The sequence below is a fragment of the Allobosea sp. FG18 genome (assembly GCF_057809495.1).
The window spans coordinates 71,182-89,790 of sequence record NZ_JBMDKB010000021.1; the positions used below are offsets into that span (position 1 = coordinate 71,182).

Genomic DNA, 18,609 nt, shown 5'->3' on the forward strand with positions numbered 1-18,609 from the left:
AGCTTTCCATGCGCCGTATCGTCGTCACCGGAATGGGCGCGGTCTCGCCGCTCGGCTGCGGAACCGAGATCGCCTGGCAGCGTCTGCTCGCAGGGTGGTCCGGCCTGCGCCGCCTGCCGGATGCGATTGTCGAGACGCTGCCGGCCAAGGTCGCGGGCATCGTGCCGTCCAAGGCCGAGGATGCGGAGGGCGGCTTCGATCCCGATGCGGTGATCGCGCCGAAGGACCAGCGCAAGATGGACCGCTTCATCCAGTTCGCGCTGGTCGCCGCCAAGGAGGCGCTGGAGCAGGCCGGTTGGCAGCCGCAGAGCGAGGCCGAGCGTGAGCGCACCGCGACGGTGATCGCCTCCGGCATCGGCGGCTTCCCGGCGATTGCCGAGGCCGTGCGGATCACCGACCAGCGCGGGGCGCGGCGGCTTTCGCCTTTCACGATCCCGTCCTTCCTCGTCAACCTCGCCGCCGGCCATGTCTCGATCGAACACGGCTTCAAGGGGCCGATCGGTGCGCCCGTGACGGCCTGTGCGGCCGGCGTGCAGGCGATCGGCGATGCGGCGCGCATGATCCGGACGGGCGAGGTCGATATCGCGCTCTGCGGCGGCACCGAGGCCTGCGTCGATCTCGTCGCGCTTGGCGGCTTCGCGGCGGCGCGTGCGCTCTCGACCGGCTTCAACGACGAGCCTGAGAAGGCCTCACGCCCCTTCGATCGGGACCGCGACGGATTCGTCATGGGCGAGGGCGCCGGCCTGCTGGTAATCGAGGCGCTGGAGCACGCGCAGGCGCGCGGCGCTACGATCCTGGCGGAACTCACCGGCTACGGCACCAGCGCCGATGCCTATCACATCACCTCCGGCCCCGAGGATGGTTCAGGCGCGCGGCGCGCCATGGAGACCGCGCTGAGACAGGCGGGTCTCCGTCCGGCCGATGTCGCCCATCTCAACGCTCATTCGACCTCGACCCCGGTCGGCGATCGCGGTGAGCTCGCTGCGATCAAGACGGTGTTCGGCGATGAGGGCGGCATCGCGATCAGCGCGACGAAATCGGCGACCGGCCATCTGCTCGGCGCGGCTGGCGGGCTGGAGGCGATCTTCACGATCCTGGCGCTGCGCGACCAGATCGCGCCGCCGACGCTCAATCTCGAAAACCCGGACGAGGCCGCGGCCGGGCTCGATCTTGTGGCGAAGACCGCGCGGCCGCTCGCGATGGAGCACGCCATCTCGAACGGCTTCGGCTTCGGCGGAGTGAATGCCAGCGCCGTGTTCAGGCGCTGGCCGTAAGTTACCCGCTCAGAGCGGGATGTTGTCGTGCTTGCGCCACGGCCGCTCGACGCTCTTGGTCCTGAGCATGGCGAGCGCGCGGGCGATGCGGCGACGCGTCGAGTGCGGCATGATCACCTCGTCGATATAGCCGCGCTCGGCCGCGACGAAGGGGGACATGAAGCGGTCCTCGTATTCCTTGGTCTGGCGCGCGATGGTCTCGGCGTCGCCGCCACGGAAGATGATCTCGACCGCGCCCTTCGCGCCCATCACCGCGATCTGCGCGGTCGGCCAGGCATAGTTGACGTCGGCGCCGATATGCTTGGACGCCATCACGTCATAGGCGCCGCCGAAGGCCTTGCGCGTGATGATCGTGACCAGCGGCACGGTGCATTCCGAATAGGCGAAGAGCAGCTTGGCGCCGTGCTTGATCAGGCCGCCATATTCCTGCGCCGTGCCGGGCAGGAAGCCGGGGACGTCGACCAGCGAGACGATCGGGATCTCGAAGGCGTCGCAATAGCGCACGAAGCGGGCGGCCTTGCGCGAGGCGTCGGAGTCGAGCACGCCGGCCAGCACCATCGGCTGGTTCGCGACGATGCCGACGGTGCGGCCCTCGATCCGGCCGAAGCCGGTGACGATGTTGCCGGCGTAGGCCGCCTGGATCTCGAAGAAGTCGCCCTCGTCGACCGTCTTCAGGATCAGCTCTTTGATGTCGTAAGGCTTGTTCGGATTGTCCGGCACGAGCGTATCGAGGCTCATGTCGACGCGGTCAGGCACGTCGAAGGACGGCCATTCCGGCACGCCGGCCGTGTTGTTGGCGGGCAGGAAGTCGAGCAGGCGGCGCACCTGCAAGAGCGCCTCGACATCGTTCTCGAAGGAGCCATCGGCGACGGAAGACTTGGAGGTGTGGACCTTGGCGCCGCCGAGCTCTTCGGAGGTCACGGTCTCGTTGGTGACGGTCTTCACCACCTCCGGACCGGTCACGAACATGTAGGAGGTGTCGCGGACCATGAAGATGAAATCGGTCATCGCCGGCGAGTAGACGTCGCCGCCGGCGCAGGGGCCCATGATCACCGAGATCTGCGGGATCACGCCCGAAGCCTGCACATTCCGCTTGAAGACCTCGCCATAGCCGCCGAGCGCCGCGACGCCCTCCTGGATGCGGGCGCCGCCGGCATCGAACAGGCCGACGATGGGCGCGCGCATCTTCAGCGCCATGTCCTGGATCTTGATGATCTTTTGGGCGTGGGTCTCGGAGAGCGAGCCGCCGAAGACGGTGAAGTCCTTGGAGAAGACGAAGACGGTGCGGCCATTGACCGTGCCCCAGCCGGTGACGACGCCGTCGCCGGGGATCTTCTCGGCCTTGTCCATGCCGAAATCGACAGCGCGGTGCTGCACGAACATGTCGAACTCCTCGAAGGAGTCCTTGTCGAGCAGGAGCTCGATGCGCTCGCGCGCCGTCAGCTTGCCGCGCTTGTGCTGCGCCTCGATGCGGCGCTCGCCGCCGCCCTTGCGGGCGCCCTCCCGGCGGGTTTCGAGCTGTTCGAGGATGTCCTTCATGGCGGCAGGCTCCCGGCCGGAAATCGCGTCTCAAAGCCGGCTTAAGCGCCCATCGCGCATGAGTCCATTACGACGTTTGCTGAAGCGGGAACCGCAATCATGCGGAACGCGCGGCGGGATCCCCGAGCTGGGCGTTCAGGCGGACGGCTTCCTGAACCAGCTTCGTCACCAGCGCGGGGTCGACGCTGTCGCCCTCGCGCAATTCCCAGGTCGCCAGTTCGTATTTGCCGCCGGCCTTCAAGCGCGGCGCGATCTCGCGCAGGCGCTTGCCGCGCCAGAAACCGAACAGGACGCGCTTGTCCTCGGCGCGGATCAGCAGGAGCGGGCCGTTCGAAAAATAGACGAGATGGGTCCATTTGATCCGCTCGTCGAGCGGGGCGGCGGCGCGGACATCCCGCCGCAATTGCTCGACGAGGGCGCGCTGCCAGCCGGAGAGGGCTTCGACGTAAGCATCGGGAGATGTCGCCGCCGGCCCCATTTTCATCGCGCCTAGCCTTTCAGCAGCAAGAGCACGGCCGCATCGAACTCGCGGCGGCGGATGACGCGGCGCTCCGCCGCTTCCTCATCCTGTCCCCAGATGCCGATCTGGTAGTCCTCGTCGAGATGGGCGGCGTCCCAGGTGGCGTCAGGATCGACGCGTCCGTTCGCCAGCGCCAGCGTCAGGATGGCCGAGCCGGTCAGCGTCATGACGTTATGGGCGCCGGCGAGAGCGAGCGGGGCGGGGATTTTCGCGACGTGGCGGGCGACGGCGGCGAGCGTCTCTTTTGGCTGCTCGGCGAAGACGATGCCTTCCGCCAGCAGGAAGCGGGCGCCGATCAACGCCTCGATATCGCCGAGGATCGGCTGCCAGACCTGATTCTGCCGCTCGACAAGCGGCTCGGGCTCGCCGGCGCGGTAGCAGAGCGCATCGGAGCCGGCATAGCGGACGATCTCGGCGCGCACGGCCTCCTGCTGGTCCTCGACGCCGTCGAGCGCCGAGTTGACGAGCCGGGTCAGTGGCATCCGGGCGGGATCGATGCGTTCGCCCTGCGCCTGCCATTCAGCCGCGAGGGCTTCCGCAACAGGGTGCGAGCTGACCGCGAGCGGCTTGCGGGCCGGGGTCCGCGCCGTCTTGCCGTCGAGGGCGACATGAAAGAGGCCGTCCCGCTCCAGAACGCTGGCTTCCTTGTAGAAGCGGGCGGGAAGCGGGTTGCGCATCGCCTGCTGGGCGGCGGCGACAGGGTCGGGCTGGCGTGAGCCGGGGGAGCCGAAGCGGGCGAGGAAATCATCGGTGGACATGGCCCCGCCATAGCGCATTCGCGCTCGGCGCGAAACGGGAGGCTCAGGCGGCGCGGATCCGGCCGAGGAACTGGGCGACCTCCGTATCGAGATGCACCGATTGGCGCGAGAGCTTGTCGGCGGATTCGGCGACATGGCTGGCGGCCTCGTCGGTTTCCGCGGCGATGCGGCAGACGATGTCGATATGCCCGGCTGCGAAGACGGTCTCATCGGCGGCGCGCCGGATGATCTGGGCGATGTTGGCGGCGGCGGCGTTCTGCTGCTCGACCACGGTCGCGACATTGCCGGAGATCTGGTTGAGCGAGCCGACCGTCGTGTTCATGGCGTCGATCGCGCCGATCGCCTCGGAGCTGGAGTCGCGGATGGCGCCGATCTGGCTCTGGATCTCCTCGGTCGCGCGCCAGGTCTGGTTGGCGAGCGACTTGATCTCCTGGGCGACGATGGTGAAGCCGCCGCCGGACTGGCCGAGACGGGCGGCCTCGATCGAGGCGTTCAGCGCCAGCAGGTTGGTGTGCTTGGCGATGGTCGAGATCGCGTCGGTGATGTCTCCGATCTGGCCGGCCTTGCGCGACAATTCGCCGACGGTGTCGAGCACGGCGCGGGCTTGCCGCGTCGTCTCGCCGACGACCCGCGTGGTTTCCGCGACCTGGCGGTCGACCTCGGCGAAGGACTGCGCCAGCTCCGCAGTGCCTTGCGTGGCGGCGACGACATTGGACGACGTCTGGCGCGAGGATTGCGAGGCTGCGGTGGAACGCTCGGACACCTCGACCGCGCCCGTCTTCATCTGCTGCGAGGCGACGCGCAGGGATTGCACGGAGGCGATGACGTCGCGGGCGATACCGGCGATCTCGCGCTCGAAGTCATCGGCGACGGCATGCAGGACCTGGCGACGGACGAGGGCTCCTCTTTCCATGGTTTCGGCGAGGTCGCGCCGCGCCTCGTCGGCGGCCGCGCGAGCGGCATCGGCCTCGTGGCGTTCGCGCTCCGAGACTTCGAGCGATTGGCGCAGCGACCAGACCAGCCAGCTCAGCGCGATCGACTGAACGGCCGCGATCAGGCCGTGCAGCAGCACCCGGTCGATCTGGTTGCCGTTGAGAAAGACGGCGCCCGGCATGATCAGGCTGAAGGCGAGGTGATGCAGAACGATGGCGGTGGTCGCCGGAACGAAGATGCGCCAGTCCAGCCAGCCGGTGAGCACCGCCAGCATGGCGAAAAAATACATGTGCATGTCGGACTGATAGGGATGCCCGGCGAAGGCATAGACCAGCAGCATGACCTGGCCCATGGTCACGATGCTGGAAACCTCGCGGGTCACCCAGCCGGTGCGGTCGATGCGCCAGATCATTGTTCCGAGCGCTGCCAGCGCGATGCCTGCCAGCCCGAGCGCGGGGCTGTGCAGCGGAGCGGCGGCTGGTGTCCCGACCGCCAGCACGCCGGCATTGGCCCAGAGGATCGCGATCAGGAAACGGGAGAAGCGCTCACGAAAACGTGTGACGGCGTTCATCGGCCACTCCCTGCGGGACTCCCGGTGCAAAGCCTGGCGAAGGCCGCGTCGATGACGAGCCAGGCTCCTGCGCCGTAGAGGGATGAGACGAAGCCATCGCGCTCGCCCATGGTGAAGGCGATGGAGGAGGCGGAATCGATCTGGATGAGACTGCCGTTCGCGCTGGAAACGGCTTGCGCGATATCGGCTGATGCGGTTCCCGCCGGAAAAAGGGCTGCGATCGGCCGGCCTGGCACGGGCCAGGCTGCAATCAGGAGCGCGGCAATCGCCATCGCGATACCGCAGATCAGGCCGAAGCCGATCTCGCGCATGGACCCCCCCCACCGGTTGTCCGGTCGTCAGACGGAAACCTAGACGGGCAGGTTACGGAGGCCGGCTTTATGCTTGGTAAATTGTTTCACTTACTGTGGGGAATGCACTGACCCCGGTTCAGGATTTGAAGCGATCCTGCCAGGCGGGCTTTGAGCCGGGGAAGGGCAGGGCCGTGGCGGCATGGACGCCGCGCGCCACGGCGCGGGCCAGCACGTCTGCGGCGGCGGAGCAAAGCTCGGTCAGCGCGAAGGCATCCGAGGGGGCGCCGCTATAGCCGGTCGCTGCCGCGAAAACGATGTCGCCGTCGAGCGGGGCATGGGCGGGGCGCAAGGCGCGGGCGAGGCCATCATGCGCGGCGAGCGCGAGGCGCCGGGCCTGCGGCTTGGTCAGCACGGCATCGGTCGCGACGAGGGCGATCGTGGTGTTCTGACCGGTGCCGCCCTTGAAGCGCAGAGCGGTGTCGTGGGGGGTGATCGTCGCGGGCCAGCCGAGGGCGCCGAACTCTCCGTCGCGCTCATAGGGCGCCGACCAGAAATGCGGGCCATCGCCGATCGTGGCGCTGCCGACGGCATTGACCGCGACGAGCGCGCCGACGATCTGTCCCGTCGCGGCACGCGCGCTGGCCGAGCCGAGACCGCCTTTCAAGGTCGCCGTGGTCGCGCCGAAACCTGCGCCGGCGGTGCCGAGCGCGAAATGGGCGGAAGCCGCAGCGGCAGCCTCGGCGCCCAAGCGCGCATAGGGCGTCTCGCCTTCGCCGCGGGCCCAGGGCTTCTCGCCGCCATTCATCAGGTCGAACAGGATCGCCTGCGGGACGATCGGCACGCGGAATGCGCCGACCGGGAAGCCGCGCCCTTCCTGTGCCAGCCAGCGCATCACGCCGTCGGCGGCGCCGAGCCCCCAGGCCGAGCCGCCGGAGAGCACGATGGCGTCGACATGCTCGACGGTCATCTCGGGGTCGAGCAGGGACGTGTCGCGGGTGCCGGGCGCACCGCCGAGCACAGCGGCCGAGGCGATGGTCGGGCGCTCGAAGATCGCGGCGGTGACGCCGGTCGCTGCTGCAGCGTCATGGGCCTGGCCGACGAGCAGGCCGCGCACATCGGTGATGAGATTTTTCATGGAGGAACCCGATGGCGAACCGAAACGCGTCGAAGGCGTTGTGGCTACATTACGATCTTTTCATGCGCTGGCCATTGCCGGGTCAGACCGACGAGATCAGGCTGATGCCATCGCCAATCGGCTTCGAGACCCGCTGCGCGACGCTTCGACTGGACTGCTCCAAGGGAGATTGCCCGTGAAACCTATTACCCTCATCGCCGCATCGTCGATCGCGATGCTCGCCGGCAGCTTCGCCCTGGCGCAGCCGCAGCCGGTTCCGCCCGCCGGTGGAGACCAGAAGCAGGAAAGGACGGAAAGCCGCGAGCAGCGCCGCGACGAGTGGCGCGAACGCCGGGCAGAGCGCGCCAAGGCGCGGCTCGACGAGCGCTTGTCGAAGGTGCGCGCCGATCTCAAGCTTAGGCCCGAGCAGACGGCCCTGTTCGACAAGGTAGAGGGGCTGATCAAGCAGCGCAGCGCCAACCGCGGTGAGCGCTGGAACGCGATGCGCGAGCGGCGCGAGACGCTGCGCCATGCCGACCTGATGGAGCGGCTCGACGCCACCGCCAACCAGCAGGGCGAGCGCGCGGCCCGTTCCAAGGAACTCGCCGACGCGGTGCGCCCGCTCTGGGCGACACTCAGCGACGAGCAGAAGACGGTACTGCGCCGTTCGGTGCGCGAGGCGATGGCGGAAGGGCGCGAGCGCTTCCGCGAGATGCGTGGCGGGCGCGGCGGCTGGCATGATGACGACCGAGGCGAGCGCGGAGACCGCGGCGGGCGCAGGCAATGGCGCGACCGCGACGACCAGAACGACGAGTGAGGCCCGGCCTCAATCCGTTTTCAGAATTATGACTGAAGAGAGCCGCGTCCGGATCCGGGCGCGGCTCCTCGCATCTGGCTTGCGGGCGCCTGGCTTCAGGTGCCGACCGCGTCCGAGACGCATTTCTTGGTGAAGCTGTTCTTGGCGGCGCCGGCCAGCTTCCTGTCGGCGGCCTGCTTGTCGCAGGCGGCGCCGGCGTCCTTCTCGCATTTGGTCAGGAAGCTCGTCTTCGCCGCGCCTGCCAGTTTCTTGTCCGAGGCCTGAAGGTTGCAGCTTTGCGCTTGGGCGGCGCCCGCCATGCAGCAGACTGCGAGTGCGGTCAGCAGAAGTCTTTTCATGCGAATCTCCTCTCCGGGACGGTGACGCTACGCTACCGCGCGGCCGGGAGATACGGGAGAGGAGCAGTGCCGCCCTGCTTTCGACAAAATTCCTAACGTACGGATTTCATTGCGAATTCAGGTGTTTACCATATCTGTTCAGCTTGGATTCACGGCTCGCTATTTACGCTTTGTCAGTGATTGCGATGCGAAAGGTGAGCCATGAAGCAGACATGGTCATGCTGGGCGATGCGGGCCTTCATCGGTTCCGTGTTCATCGTCTGCCTGTTCGGGCCCTACGCGCTGTCGATCCTGATCGGCTGCATTGGCGTCGGCTGCTACTTCTTCCGGCATGAGGTCGGCTCGCATCTCTGAGTGGATTGCAGCTCGTCGAGGAGCAAGCAGAAGGGTGGTTTGCGGCCGATCCCTTTCTATGGCCGGAGACCCGTAGCGGGACGTCGGACAAGGACCGCGGGCATGAAGCAACTGGCCACGTCTTGGCAGCTATGGGCCTTGCTGTCGGCCTTCTTCGCGGCCCTCACCGCGATCTTCGCCAAGATCGGGATCGAGAATGTCGGCTCCGACTTCGCCACCTTCATCCGAACGATCGTCATCCTTCTGGCGCTTGCGGCCATTCTGTCGGCGACGGGTGGTTGGCAGAGCCTCGGCTCCGTGTCGAGGCGTTCGGCCGTCTTCCTCGTGCTGTCAGGCCTCGCCACGGGCGCTTCGTGGATTTGCTACTTTCGGGCGTTGAAGCTGGGCGATGCGGCACGGGTGGCGCCCATCGACAAGATGAGCGTCGTGCTGGTTGCCCTGTTCGGCGTGATCTTCCTGGGTGAACGCCTGGCTCTCCCCAACTGGCTCGGCGTGGCGCTCATCGCTGCCGGTGCCGTGTTGGTGGCCTACAGGGGGTAGGGTGGTTCTCTTGGCTCCTGATTGCAGATGTCCGGGCATCCTCGGGCTTCAGTATCGGGATTCCCGGCCAGAGCGCGATCGTCGCCTTCATCGTCATTCGTGAAGCTTAGGAAAGCCAGGCAGGTTGCTCGAGGACCGGCGGCTGTTTCCTGATCAGAGCGGCTCGCTTGCAGCTGTATCTTTTTGCGATGGGCGCGGCAGAAGCGTATGGTGAATTGCGCAGCCTTGAGCTGATATCGTGGAGAGTTTGCCGTTTCCCAAGGGAGGATGCCATGGGACGCAAGTTCATCGATTGCCGGGCATTTCCGAGTGAGATGAAGTGCTCAATCGCGATCAGCGCCGATACTGAAGACGAGCTTCTGGAGGTGGCGGTGCAGCATGCCGTCGCCGTGCACAAGCATCAGGATACGCCCGAGCTACGCGGCCAACTCAGGACCATCATCAAGGACGGCATGCCGTCCGAGAGGGCGCCCGAACGCGCTGCATGATCGAGCGATTGCCTGCGAGGCACGCAGCATCTCGGGGCGGGTGTGTGCCCGAAGCAAGGGCGGAAAATGCGAAGGGGGAGGGCGAAATCTCGCCCTCCCCCAAAATCGAAAGCAATGGGTATTGCTACCCGTGCCGAAAGGCTTAGCGCGAGTAGAACTCGATGACCAGGTTCGGTTCCATCTGCACCGCGTAGGGCACGTCCGAGAGGGTCGGGGTGCGGGTGTAGGTGGCCGAGAACTTGGTGTGGTCGGCGTCGATGTAGTCGGGCACGTCACGCTCGGCCAGGGCGGCCGACTCGATGACGATGGCGAGCTGCTTCGACGAGTCCTTGACCGCGATCACGTCGCCCGGCTTCACCTGATAGGAAGCGATGTTGACGCGCTTGCCGTTCACGGTGATGTGACCGTGGTTGACGAACTGGCGGGCGGCGAACACGGTCGGCACGAACTTGGCGCGGTAGATCACCGCGTCGAGACGACGCTCGAGCAGGCCGATCAGGTTCTCGCCCGAGTCGCCCTTCAGGCGGATCGCCTCGGCGTAATAGCGGCGGAACTGCTTCTCGGAGATCGAGCCGTAATAGCCCTTCAGCTTCTGCTTGGCGCGGAGCTGCGTGCCGAAGTCGGACGGCTTGCCCTTGCGGCGCTGGCCGTGCTGGCCGGGGCCGTACTCACGGCGGTTGACCGGGGACTTCGGGCGGCCCCAGATGTTCTGACCGAGGCGGCGGTCAATCTTGTACTTCGCCTCATGGCGCTTCGACATATCGCGTGTCCTCTCAGGTTCGCGAGTTGAGGACCGCGCCCTCCTGCTCCCCTGCATATTGGCCGGGGCGACAGATCCAGCTTCCGAAGAAGAGCGGATCACGGGTGCGGAAAAAGTCACGCGGCCCCGTGAGGAGCCGCGTGACGAGAGGGCGTATGACGGAAAGCCGGCTTCGAGTCAATTCCGGGACGACGAAAAGCGGAATTCAGCGCCAATAGCCATAGGGCCGATAATCATAGTAGCGGCGCGGGTGATGCTTGTACCACCCGTAATGATGGCCGCGATTCCAGCCGTAATGCCGGCGCGGACCATGGCGATAGGCGCCGTGATGTCCATGGCCCTTGTGCCAGCCATGGGGCTTGGCCTGCGCTTCCGTACTCGTACCGGTGCCGGCGAAGGCGAATCCGACGGCAAGCGCCAGCAGCAACAGCAGCTTTCTCATGGACCTGGCTCCTTCTGCGGTGGTCGCCGCCATGTGGAACGTCTCGGAGCGGAGCCCGGTTCCCTCAGTTCGCCAACGGCATCGGCTCGACGACGATCTGCGCCAGGCCGTAGCCGGCGAGCGCGATCCGCAAGGGGCCGGTGAGGCCGGAGCCGTTGGTGAAGACGGCCGTGGCCTCCGGGCAGGCAAGATCAGGTTCGCGGGCGCCGGACAACAGATCGGCGACGCGGCGGGCGATCGCGGGGGCCGGATCGATCCATTCGACCGGCCAGGGCGCGATTCGCTTCATCCGCTCCAGCAGCAAGGGATAATGCGTGCAGGAGAGGGTGACGACATCGGTGCGGCGGCCATCCGCCTCGACGAAGCAGGGCGCGATCTCGGCGGCGAGGACCGCGTCGTCGACAGCTTCGCCTTTCAACGCCTGCTCGGCGAGGCCGGCAAGACGCGTCGCGCCGACCAGTGTGACGCGGTGGCTGGCCGCGTAGGTCTCGATCAGTTCGCGGGTGTAGTCGCGCGCCACGGTGCCGGGCGTGGCGAGAACCGAGATCATGCCGCTGCGGGTCGCTGCCGCGGCCGGCTTGATCGCGGGCACCGTGCCGACGAAGGGGATGGCGAAACGCGCTCGCAGGGCCGGCAGAACGAGCGTCGAGGCGGTATTGCAGGCGATGACGACGAGATCGGGATGGAAGCGCGCAATGAGGCGTTCCATCACGACGAGGACTCGGATGACGAGCTCGTCCTCGCTCAGCCGGCCATAGGGAAAGCCGGCATCGTCGGCGGCATAGACAATATGGGAGCCGGGGCAGGCCTGCGTCGTGCGCCCGAGCACCGTGAGGCCGCCGAGGCCGGAATCGAAGACGAGGATGGTGGGCCGGGGCCGGGGGATCGCGAAGGGACGGTGGCCCGTGCCGGCGAGGAGGTCGACTTGCATGAGAGTGCCGCAGGACGTCAAAGCGCGACTCCGCCAGAGACCGGTTAAGGGAGGGTCAACGGCCCGTTCAACGCTTGTCTCGAATTTAGTTGACTCCGTCCACTAAATCGTTTGGCTTCCAGGTGGAGGTGCGCCATGGAAACCAATGAGACCGCCGTCGCCGCGATCCGTCGCTTCAACCGCTTCCATACCCGCTGGGTGGGAGCGCTTGGCGGCAGCCTGCACGGCTCGGGCCTCGCGCTCGCCGAGGCGCGCGTGCTCTACGAACTGGCGCAGCGCGACGACTGGCAGGCGGGCGAGATGGCCAGGGTGCTCGATCTCGATCCGGCTTATCTTTCGCGCATCCTCAAGCGCTTTACCGGGCAGGGCTGGCTCGAACGGACTCGTTCGGCAGCCGATGGGCGTGCCTTGCGCCTGCGTTTGACGGAAAAGGGCAGGGCAGCTTTCCAACCTTTGGATCGGGCTTCCAGCGCGCAGGCCGGGGCGATTCTGCAGCGCCTGGCGCCGTTCGAACAGGTTCGCCTCGTCGAGGCGCTCGCCGATACGGAGCGCCTTCTCGCCGGAGATGCGCGCGAGCGTCCGGCCCCCGTCATTCGCGAGCATCGCGCCGGCGACATGGGCTGGGTCATCGGCGCCCATGGCCGGCTCTATGCCGAGGATTACGGTTGGGACATCTCCTTCGAGGCGCTCGTCGCGGAGATCGCCGCAAAGTTCCTGCGCGAGTTCAAGCCGGGCCGCGAGCGCTGCTTCATCGCCGAGCTGGATGGCCTGCCCGCGGGCTCGGCCTTCGTCGTGCAGGAGGACGAGGCGACCGCGAAGCTCAGGCTCGTACTGGTCGAGAAGCGGGCGCATGGGCTGGGGCTCGGCAAGCGCCTTGTCCGCGAGGCGGTCGGCTTCGCACGCGACACCGGCTATCAGCGCATGGTGCTCTGGACCAACGACATCCTGCATGCGGCGCGCGGCATCTATGTCGGTGAGGGGTTCAAGCTGGTGGCGGAGGAAAAGCACCATTCCTTCGGCCAGGACCTTGTCGGCCAGAACTGGGAGCTGATGCTCCGGCCGAGCGCCGGCTGACGCGTCAGGCCTTCAGGCGAGTAATCGCCGCTGCCGCAGCGCGGCCGGCAAGCGTCGCGCCGCCGACCGTCATGGCGCCGCCCCCCGCCGTCGCCTCGCCGGCGATGAAGAGGCGGTTGCCGATCGGCCGGGCAAGGGCCTCGCGCGCCGCCTCGTGGCCGGGGTCGCAGATCGAGTAGGAGCCGCGGGCGTAAGGGTCGGTCCACCAGGCCGGGAAGGAGATGTCCTTCACCGTCTTGCGGAAATCGGCGCCGACCATCTTCACCAGCAGGTCGACGAGATGGGCGCGGGCCTCGTCGGTGCCGGCCTCGGAGAGCTTGCGGGCATAGTCGCCGCCGCAATAGCCGATGACGATGTCCTGGCCGCCCGGGAACATGTCGAGATTCATCAGGCGTTCCGGCGCTGCCGCTTCGAAGAAGCTCGTGCCCGGCGCGATGCCGAAGCGATCGCCCTCGACCTTGAGCGCGATCTTGGTGAGCGCGCCCATATGCAGGCCGCCGAGGGCGTCGCGCGTCGCTGCCGGCAGCTCCGGGATGAAGCGGATCGTGCCGGCCTTCAGTACGCCGACCGGCACCGTGACGATGCAGGCATTGGCGCGTAATGTTCCGGAGCGGGTGGTGACGGTGACGCCCGGCCCATCCCAGCGGACCGTCTCGACCGGCTCGCCAAGGCGGATATCGAGCCCCGCGGCCGAGCGCTCGACGAGCTTGCCGTAGCCGGAGGGAACGATGAGATCATCCCCCGACCACAGGCGCTGGTAATCGCGGGCGGAAATGCGGCTTGATTCCTCGCCGATCGAGAGCAGCAGGCCGGAAGCCGCGACGGGCGCCAGCTCCGGGCCGAGATCCCCCAGCAATTCGGCGATCGACATGTCTCGTTGGCTAAGATCGACCGTTTCCAGCCGGCGGTCGATCTGGCGGAAGGCGCTCCGGCGGCGGTTGCGTTCCGGCTCGGCCATCGGCCGGCCATCGGCGAAGACCTTGAAGCCGGTTCCCCAGGATTCGGCGGGCGTGGCGATGTCGAGGTCGCGAGCGATCTGGACCCAGGGATTGCGCTCGGCCCAATGGATGAACATGGCGCCCGCATCATAGGCGGGGCCAAGCGAGGCGTCGGTGAAGGCGCGCCCGCCGATGCGGCGACGCGCTTCGAGCACGACGGCCTGCCGTCCGGCAGCACGCAGGGCCTGCGCGGCGGCGATGCCGGCGGCACCGGCGCCGATCACGACGACGTCGGTATCCGTGGCGGCACGCGCATGGCCGGCGACAGCAAAGCTCGCGGCCATGGAGCCTGTTCCCGTCAAGATCGTCCGGCGGTCGAGCATCTCTGAAGTCCCTTGATGCCCCGCATGTTGGAGCCCTGCAGTTGCATTGCAACCGGAAGCTGGCGGGCGAGAGGCAGGAGGCGATCACGAGATCGGGAGCCGGCGGGCCATAGGTCGCAGAGATCCAATTTGGAATGAAGCGATCAATTATTGTTGTTTAGATGAATTCTACCATTGTGATCTTCCTGCACCGAAATATTTCCTTCGATGCACAGGCAATTGACAGTTGTTGAGTCGGTCAATATCCGAGTATTATCTTATCAAGTTAGATAAGAACTTGTTTGTACTAATTTAAAACTGTTGAGGCGCGCTGCTTCGGATCGCGGCGCTCAGAAGGACGGGCCAGGGCCATGGGGACGTATTCCGGCACATTGCGCGAAGGTGTCGCGCTCGGCGCTTTGATCGTGGTTCTGCTGGCTTCGCCCGCCATCGCGCAGCAGCAAGGCCGCACGCGCACCGCGCCAGTGGTGCAGGCTGCGGAGGCTCCGGTCGTTCTCGACCAGATCAATGTTCAGGGCGAGGGGCAGCCTGGCGGCGCGCTGCTCGGCGGACCGACGACGACGCGCACGACGCGCGAGCAGCTCGACCGTCAGCAGATCCAGAGCATTTCGGAGCTGTCGCAGCGACTCGAGGCCGGCATCAGCTTTAATCGGGTGAACGGCTCGGTGAACATCCGTGGCCTGGACGGTGCGCGCGTGCTGACCACTGTCGACGGCATCCGCCAGCCCTTCATCCAGGATAACCGGATCGACCGCAGCATCGGCACGGCCTTCGATTTCGACGCGCTGTCGACACTTGACCTCCTGCGCGGCGGCAGCGGCAGCAGCACGCTGGGTTCAGGCTCGCTCGGCGGCGCGCTGGCCGTGCGCACCCTCGATCCGGAAGACCTGATCCGTCCCGGCAAGACGATCGGCGGTCTCGCAAAGACCGGGTTCGACACGACCGACAAGGCCGTCTTCGGCAGCGGCGCGGTCGCCGGTCGGTTCCACAATACCTGGGTGCTGTTGCAGGGTGGCTTCCGGAAGGGGCACGAGACCGATAACCGCGGCTCGAATCCGACGATCGGCGCGACCCGTACCGAGCCGAACCCGGCCGATTTCAATCAGTACAGCTTCCTCGCCAAGGTCCATCAATACGTGAACGAGGCGCATCGCTTCGGGCTGACCGGCGAGATCTTCAAGCGTGACGAGAAGATCCAAACGCGGACGAGCGCGGTCTCGCTCACCGGAAACTACCGCCCCGGCGCGCACCAGACCCAGGAGGATGTGGAGCGCAAGCGCGTTTCGCTGACCTATGACTACAAGCAGCCGGGCGGGTTCATCGACGAGGCCCATGCCAATCTCTACTGGCAGGGCGTCACGCGGAACTCGATCCTCAACGCCTACCGCCATACGAGCGTGGTTGGTCCCTATGCCCGCAACAACGAGGTCGAGGAGAAGTCCTTCGGCTTCAACGGCCACCTGATCAAGAGCTTCATCACCGGCCCCGTCTCGCACAGGCTGACGCTCGGCACGGAGCTGCGTGCATCGACGCTCGACCAGTATTCGGCGGGACTGGACAGCTGCCGCCGCCCCTATACGGGCGCGTTCACCGCCTGCAACAACCTGCACACGAACCAGTCCGACACGCCGCGCGTCGAGGGCAACATGATGGGGTTCTACGCCCATCATCAGCTCGGCTTCCTCAACGATACGCTGCGCCTGACGCCGGGTGTCCGCTTCGACCGGTATGAGGAAAAGCCGAAGGCGACGGCGGCCTATGTCGCGAGCTCATCCTTCGCGGGGACGCCTGCCGCGTCCAGCGACGACGCCTGGTCGCCGCGCGTCCGGCTGGAATACGACATCGTCAAGAACGCGCCTTACATCAAGGACGTGACGCTGTTCGCGCAATGGTCGAAGGGCTTCCGGGCACCGACCGCCAGCGAACTCTATGCGAATTTCGGCGCTGTCGGCACCTATCTGCGTAGCGGCAATCCCGAACTGCGACCGGAAACCAGCAATGGCATCGATGTCGGCTTCCGCTTCGGCGACAAGGCGTTCGGCGGCTCGGTGACCGTCTTCCACACGAACTACCGCAACTTCATCGAGACGGTGCAGGTCGTCGCTGCCAGAGACAGCGTTCTCTATCCGCAGGGTGGTATCACCAGCTATCAGAACGTGGCGCGCGTCGAGATTTCCGGCGTCGAGGCCAACATGCAGTACGCGTTCGCGCCGAACTGGCTGGTGCGCGGCTCCTTCGCCTATACGGACGGCAAGAACAAGGTCACCGGCATCGGTCTCAACTCGATCCCGCCGGTGCAGGGCATCCTCGCCATTGCCTATGGCAACGAGAACTGGGGCGGCGAGCTGTCGACGAAGCTGGCCGGTGCCCGCAAGAGCGTCGCCACGACCGGCACGACACAGGGCTTCCAGGCGCCGGGCTACGCGATCTTCAACGCCATGGCCTGGTGGCGGCCGATGCCGCAGATCGCGGACCTTGAATTGCAGGTCGGCGTCTACAATATCTTCGATCGGAAATACTGGGATGCCGTGACGGTGCCGACGGGCGTTCTGGCCCAGGCCCGCGACTATTACAGCGAGCCGGGCCGCACCGTGAAGGCGACCCTGAAATACCAGTTCTGACCGGGCGTTTCGAGACCCCCCGACCAGACGAGCCGGCCCTTCGGGGCCGGCTTTTTTTATCCTTCGGCGCCGTCCGCCTCATTCGCTTGCCGCGCAAGCAACCGCGCCTTCTTCGGCCCCTCGACCAGCGACTTGAAGACGCCACGCAGCGTCCGGGCTTCCTGCTCGGTCATGTCGAGCCGGTGCAGGATGTCGCGCAGGTTCGCGGTCATCACCGGCTTCTTGCCGGCCGGGAAGAAGCCGCAGGTGTCGAGTTCGGCCTCGAGATAGTCGAACATCGACAGGATCATCTCGCGCTTGGCCGGCGGCGAGGGGTTGTTCTCTCGGAAGGGCGGCTCGCCACCCGTCGTCTTGAACCATTCGTAGCCGTTGAGCAGCACGGCCTGGGCGAGGTTCAGCGAGGCGAAGGCGGGATTGACCGGGAAGGTCAGGATCGCGTCGGCGAGGCTGATCTCCTCGTTGGTCAGGCCGATACGTTCGCGCCCGAACAGGATGCCGACGCGCTCGCCGGAACCGATCCGGCCGGCGACCTCGGGCATGGCCTCGGCCGGGGTGAGCACGCGCTTCATCTGGCCACGTTCGCGGGCCGTGGTCGCCAGGACATGGTTGAGATCGGCGATGGCCTCCGCCGCGCTGTCGAAGAGCCGCGCGTTCTCGAGGATATGCGTCGCGCCGGAGGCTGCCGCGGTCGCGCCCTTCTTGAGGCCGCCGCCGCTCGGCCAGCCGTCGCGCGGGGCGACAAGGCGCATCTCGGAGAGGCCGAAATTCGCCATGGCGCGGGCGCACATGCCGATATTCTCGGCGAGCTGAGGCTCGACCAGGATGACGATCGGGGCGGGGGCCTGGACGGCCGGGCGGGTGCGGTCAGTGCCGGAACCGGTCATGGAAATTCGCTTCGTATGATCTTGGTGCAGCCTCCGAACGGGCCGCCGGGGACGCCATACGGCAAGTCGGTTCTCATGGCGAGCCCGCGGGTGACGAGAGGCTCGGGCGCTGCGCTCTGTCAGGGCGGGCGAGAGCCTCGCCGTCAGCTTTTGTTGACGATCAGGCATATGTCAACTAAGGTTGACGGATGGATGACCTGCGCAACATCGCCATCCCGACCGATCCCGAGGAAGCCCTGGCGGCCGTTGTGGCCTTGCGCCGCCTGGCGGACAGGATCGAGCGCGCGGCGGTGCGCTCGGCCCTGCGGCAAGGCTGGTCGTGGTCGCGGATTGCCCTGGCCCTCGGGGTCACCAAGCAGGCCGCCCATAAACGGCTTTCGGATGTGGCCGCGGATGACGGCTCCGCCTAGGGAGAATGCGATGTTCAAACGCATCAGAGCGAAGCTCGACGACATGAGCACGATCAAGCGCCTCTGCGAGCGGGCGGAAGCCCATGCCTTGCACGATCAGCAGCGAGAGCCAGGGGCTGAGCATTTTCTGCTGGCCGCGCTCGATCTGCCGGACGGCACGGCCCGTCTTGCCTTCGAGCGGGCAGGGGCGGAACCCGACGCGCTGAAGGGCGCGATCGAACGACAATATGGCGATGCGCTTCAGTCGATCGGCCTGATGGCGAATGCGCCAGATGACACGCCCCTGTCAGCAAATCCCGGCGCCTACCAGGCCGCACCGTCCGGCCAGGCCATCATGCAGGAACTGGCGCAAACCCGGAGAGATCATGCGCCCTTGCTCGGCGCTCATGTTGTCAGCATCGTGGCTGGCCTGCCGCAGGGCGTGGCGCCTCGGGCGCTGCGTGCGCTCGGTGTCGATCCCGCCATCCTGAAGTCAAGCGCCGACGCGATCGTCGGGACAAGCGTTCGCTGACCGCCAGCGCTTTCGGGCCGTAGCGCATCAGGGCCGGGGCAAGACTCATCTGCGCCCCGGAAAAAGGAAATTTGCGGCTGCCCGTGCGTTCCCGCGCGGGCAGCAGCCAGGCCGGC

The 18,609-nt window shown here is 66.7% G+C and carries 21 protein-coding genes; 9 read left to right on the forward strand and 12 right to left on the reverse strand.

Annotated features, from left to right (window positions below; all coding sequences use genetic code 11):
• The first annotated feature begins 8 nt into the window (after nucleotides 1-8).
• On the forward strand, nucleotides 9-1,274 hold the full coding sequence (gene fabF, locus ACODTJ_RS21975; protein WP_454656379.1) for a beta-ketoacyl-ACP synthase II: 1,266 nt from the start codon (nucleotides 9-11) through the stop codon (nucleotides 1,272-1,274).
• 9 nt (nucleotides 1,275-1,283) lie between these two features.
• On the opposite strand, the gene ACODTJ_RS21980 is transcribed toward fabF, so the two are convergent.
• The 6 genes from ACODTJ_RS21980 to ACODTJ_RS22005 all read right to left on the reverse strand — a co-directional run bounded on the left by ACODTJ_RS21980 (nucleotide 1,284) and on the right by ACODTJ_RS22005 (nucleotide 7,023).
• Nucleotides 1,284-2,813: an acyl-CoA carboxylase subunit beta gene (locus ACODTJ_RS21980; RefSeq protein ID WP_336814338.1), complete on the reverse strand. Its 1,530-nt coding sequence runs from the start codon at nucleotides 2,811-2,813 to the stop codon at nucleotides 1,284-1,286.
• A 97-nt stretch (nucleotides 2,814-2,910) separates the two neighbouring features.
• On the reverse strand, nucleotides 2,911-3,297 hold the full coding sequence (locus tag ACODTJ_RS21985) for a DUF1801 domain-containing protein (RefSeq protein WP_454656380.1): 387 nt from the start codon (nucleotides 3,295-3,297) through the stop codon (nucleotides 2,911-2,913).
• A 5-nt stretch (nucleotides 3,298-3,302) separates the two neighbouring features.
• Nucleotides 3,303-4,091: an ATP12 family chaperone protein gene (locus tag ACODTJ_RS21990; RefSeq protein ID WP_454656381.1), complete on the reverse strand. Its 789-nt coding sequence runs from the start codon at nucleotides 4,089-4,091 to the stop codon at nucleotides 3,303-3,305.
• Nucleotides 4,092-4,134: 43 nt separating this feature from the next.
• On the reverse strand, nucleotides 4,135-5,595 hold the full coding sequence (locus tag ACODTJ_RS21995; RefSeq protein ID WP_454656382.1) for a methyl-accepting chemotaxis protein: 1,461 nt from the start codon (nucleotides 5,593-5,595) through the stop codon (nucleotides 4,135-4,137).
• On the reverse strand, nucleotides 5,592-5,906 hold the full coding sequence (locus ACODTJ_RS22000) for a hypothetical protein (protein WP_454656383.1): 315 nt from the start codon (nucleotides 5,904-5,906) through the stop codon (nucleotides 5,592-5,594). Before ACODTJ_RS22000 ends, ACODTJ_RS21995 begins: the two co-directional genes overlap by 4 nt.
• Before the next feature lie 118 nt (nucleotides 5,907-6,024).
• Nucleotides 6,025-7,023: a P1 family peptidase gene (locus tag ACODTJ_RS22005; protein WP_454656384.1), complete on the reverse strand. Its 999-nt coding sequence runs from the start codon at nucleotides 7,021-7,023 to the stop codon at nucleotides 6,025-6,027.
• Between the two features lie 175 nt (nucleotides 7,024-7,198).
• Between ACODTJ_RS22005 and ACODTJ_RS22010 the strand changes: the two genes are divergently transcribed.
• The gene (locus ACODTJ_RS22010; protein WP_454656385.1) at nucleotides 7,199-7,819 is read left to right on the forward strand and encodes a Spy/CpxP family protein refolding chaperone; all 621 of its coding nucleotides are present in this window, start codon (nucleotides 7,199-7,201) and stop codon (nucleotides 7,817-7,819) included.
• A gap of 95 nt (nucleotides 7,820-7,914) precedes the next feature.
• Here ACODTJ_RS22010 and ACODTJ_RS22015 read toward each other — a convergent pair whose 3' ends face one another.
• Complete coding sequence (locus tag ACODTJ_RS22015) at nucleotides 7,915-8,157, reverse strand: hypothetical protein (protein WP_454656386.1); 243 nt, start codon at nucleotides 8,155-8,157, stop codon at nucleotides 7,915-7,917.
• Between the two features lie 201 nt (nucleotides 8,158-8,358).
• Here ACODTJ_RS22015 and ACODTJ_RS22020 point away from each other — a divergent pair, with 201 nt between their 5' ends.
• The 3 genes from ACODTJ_RS22020 to ACODTJ_RS22030 all read left to right on the forward strand — a co-directional run bounded on the left by ACODTJ_RS22020 (nucleotide 8,359) and on the right by ACODTJ_RS22030 (nucleotide 9,539).
• Nucleotides 8,359-8,511: a hypothetical protein gene (locus ACODTJ_RS22020; RefSeq protein WP_454656387.1), complete on the forward strand. Its 153-nt coding sequence runs from the start codon at nucleotides 8,359-8,361 to the stop codon at nucleotides 8,509-8,511.
• A 102-nt stretch (nucleotides 8,512-8,613) separates the two neighbouring features.
• Entirely contained in the window at nucleotides 8,614-9,051 is a 438-nt protein-coding gene (locus ACODTJ_RS22025) for an EamA family transporter (RefSeq protein ID WP_454656388.1), read from the forward strand.
• A 272-nt stretch (nucleotides 9,052-9,323) separates the two neighbouring features.
• Nucleotides 9,324-9,539, forward strand: a complete 216-nt coding sequence (locus ACODTJ_RS22030; RefSeq protein WP_488850061.1) for a DUF1059 domain-containing protein — start codon at nucleotides 9,324-9,326, stop codon at nucleotides 9,537-9,539.
• Between the two features lie 142 nt (nucleotides 9,540-9,681).
• Here ACODTJ_RS22030 and rpsD read toward each other — a convergent pair whose 3' ends face one another.
• From rpsD to murI, 3 genes are all read right to left on the reverse strand, one after another.
• Nucleotides 9,682-10,299: a 30S ribosomal protein S4 gene (rpsD, locus tag ACODTJ_RS22035; RefSeq protein ID WP_454656390.1), complete on the reverse strand. Its 618-nt coding sequence runs from the start codon at nucleotides 10,297-10,299 to the stop codon at nucleotides 9,682-9,684.
• Between the two features lie 205 nt (nucleotides 10,300-10,504).
• Nucleotides 10,505-10,741 (reverse strand): hypothetical protein, encoded by a 237-nt coding sequence (locus ACODTJ_RS22040; RefSeq protein WP_454656391.1) that lies wholly within the window; start codon nucleotides 10,739-10,741, stop codon nucleotides 10,505-10,507.
• A gap of 64 nt (nucleotides 10,742-10,805) precedes the next feature.
• Nucleotides 10,806-11,672, reverse strand: coding sequence for a glutamate racemase (gene murI / locus ACODTJ_RS22045; RefSeq protein WP_454656392.1), 867 nt, complete (start codon nucleotides 11,670-11,672; stop codon nucleotides 10,806-10,808).
• A 135-nt stretch (nucleotides 11,673-11,807) separates the two neighbouring features.
• Between murI and ACODTJ_RS22050 the strand changes: the two genes are divergently transcribed.
• On the forward strand, nucleotides 11,808-12,746 hold the full coding sequence (locus ACODTJ_RS22050; protein ID WP_454656393.1) for a bifunctional helix-turn-helix transcriptional regulator/GNAT family N-acetyltransferase: 939 nt from the start codon (nucleotides 11,808-11,810) through the stop codon (nucleotides 12,744-12,746).
• 4 nt (nucleotides 12,747-12,750) lie between these two features.
• Here ACODTJ_RS22050 and ACODTJ_RS22055 read toward each other — a convergent pair whose 3' ends face one another.
• Nucleotides 12,751-14,028, reverse strand: a complete 1,278-nt coding sequence (locus ACODTJ_RS22055) for a flavin monoamine oxidase family protein (RefSeq protein WP_454656394.1) — start codon at nucleotides 14,026-14,028, stop codon at nucleotides 12,751-12,753.
• A gap of 389 nt (nucleotides 14,029-14,417) precedes the next feature.
• Between ACODTJ_RS22055 and ACODTJ_RS22060 the strand changes: the two genes are divergently transcribed.
• On the forward strand, nucleotides 14,418-16,688 hold the full coding sequence (locus ACODTJ_RS22060; protein WP_454656395.1) for a TonB-dependent hemoglobin/transferrin/lactoferrin family receptor: 2,271 nt from the start codon (nucleotides 14,418-14,420) through the stop codon (nucleotides 16,686-16,688).
• A gap of 56 nt (nucleotides 16,689-16,744) precedes the next feature.
• Here ACODTJ_RS22060 and ACODTJ_RS22065 read toward each other — a convergent pair whose 3' ends face one another.
• A complete protein-coding gene (locus ACODTJ_RS22065) occupies nucleotides 16,745-17,572 on the reverse strand; it encodes an RNA methyltransferase (RefSeq protein ID WP_454656396.1) in 828 nt (275 codons plus the stop codon).
• A 188-nt stretch (nucleotides 17,573-17,760) separates the two neighbouring features.
• Between ACODTJ_RS22065 and ACODTJ_RS22070 the strand changes: the two genes are divergently transcribed.
• Nucleotides 17,761-17,982: a hypothetical protein gene (locus tag ACODTJ_RS22070; protein ID WP_454656397.1), complete on the forward strand. Its 222-nt coding sequence runs from the start codon at nucleotides 17,761-17,763 to the stop codon at nucleotides 17,980-17,982.
• A gap of 10 nt (nucleotides 17,983-17,992) precedes the next feature.
• Nucleotides 17,993-18,493: a Clp protease N-terminal domain-containing protein gene (locus ACODTJ_RS22075; protein ID WP_454656398.1), complete on the forward strand. Its 501-nt coding sequence runs from the start codon at nucleotides 17,993-17,995 to the stop codon at nucleotides 18,491-18,493.
• Nucleotides 18,494-18,609: the final 116 nt, after the last annotated feature.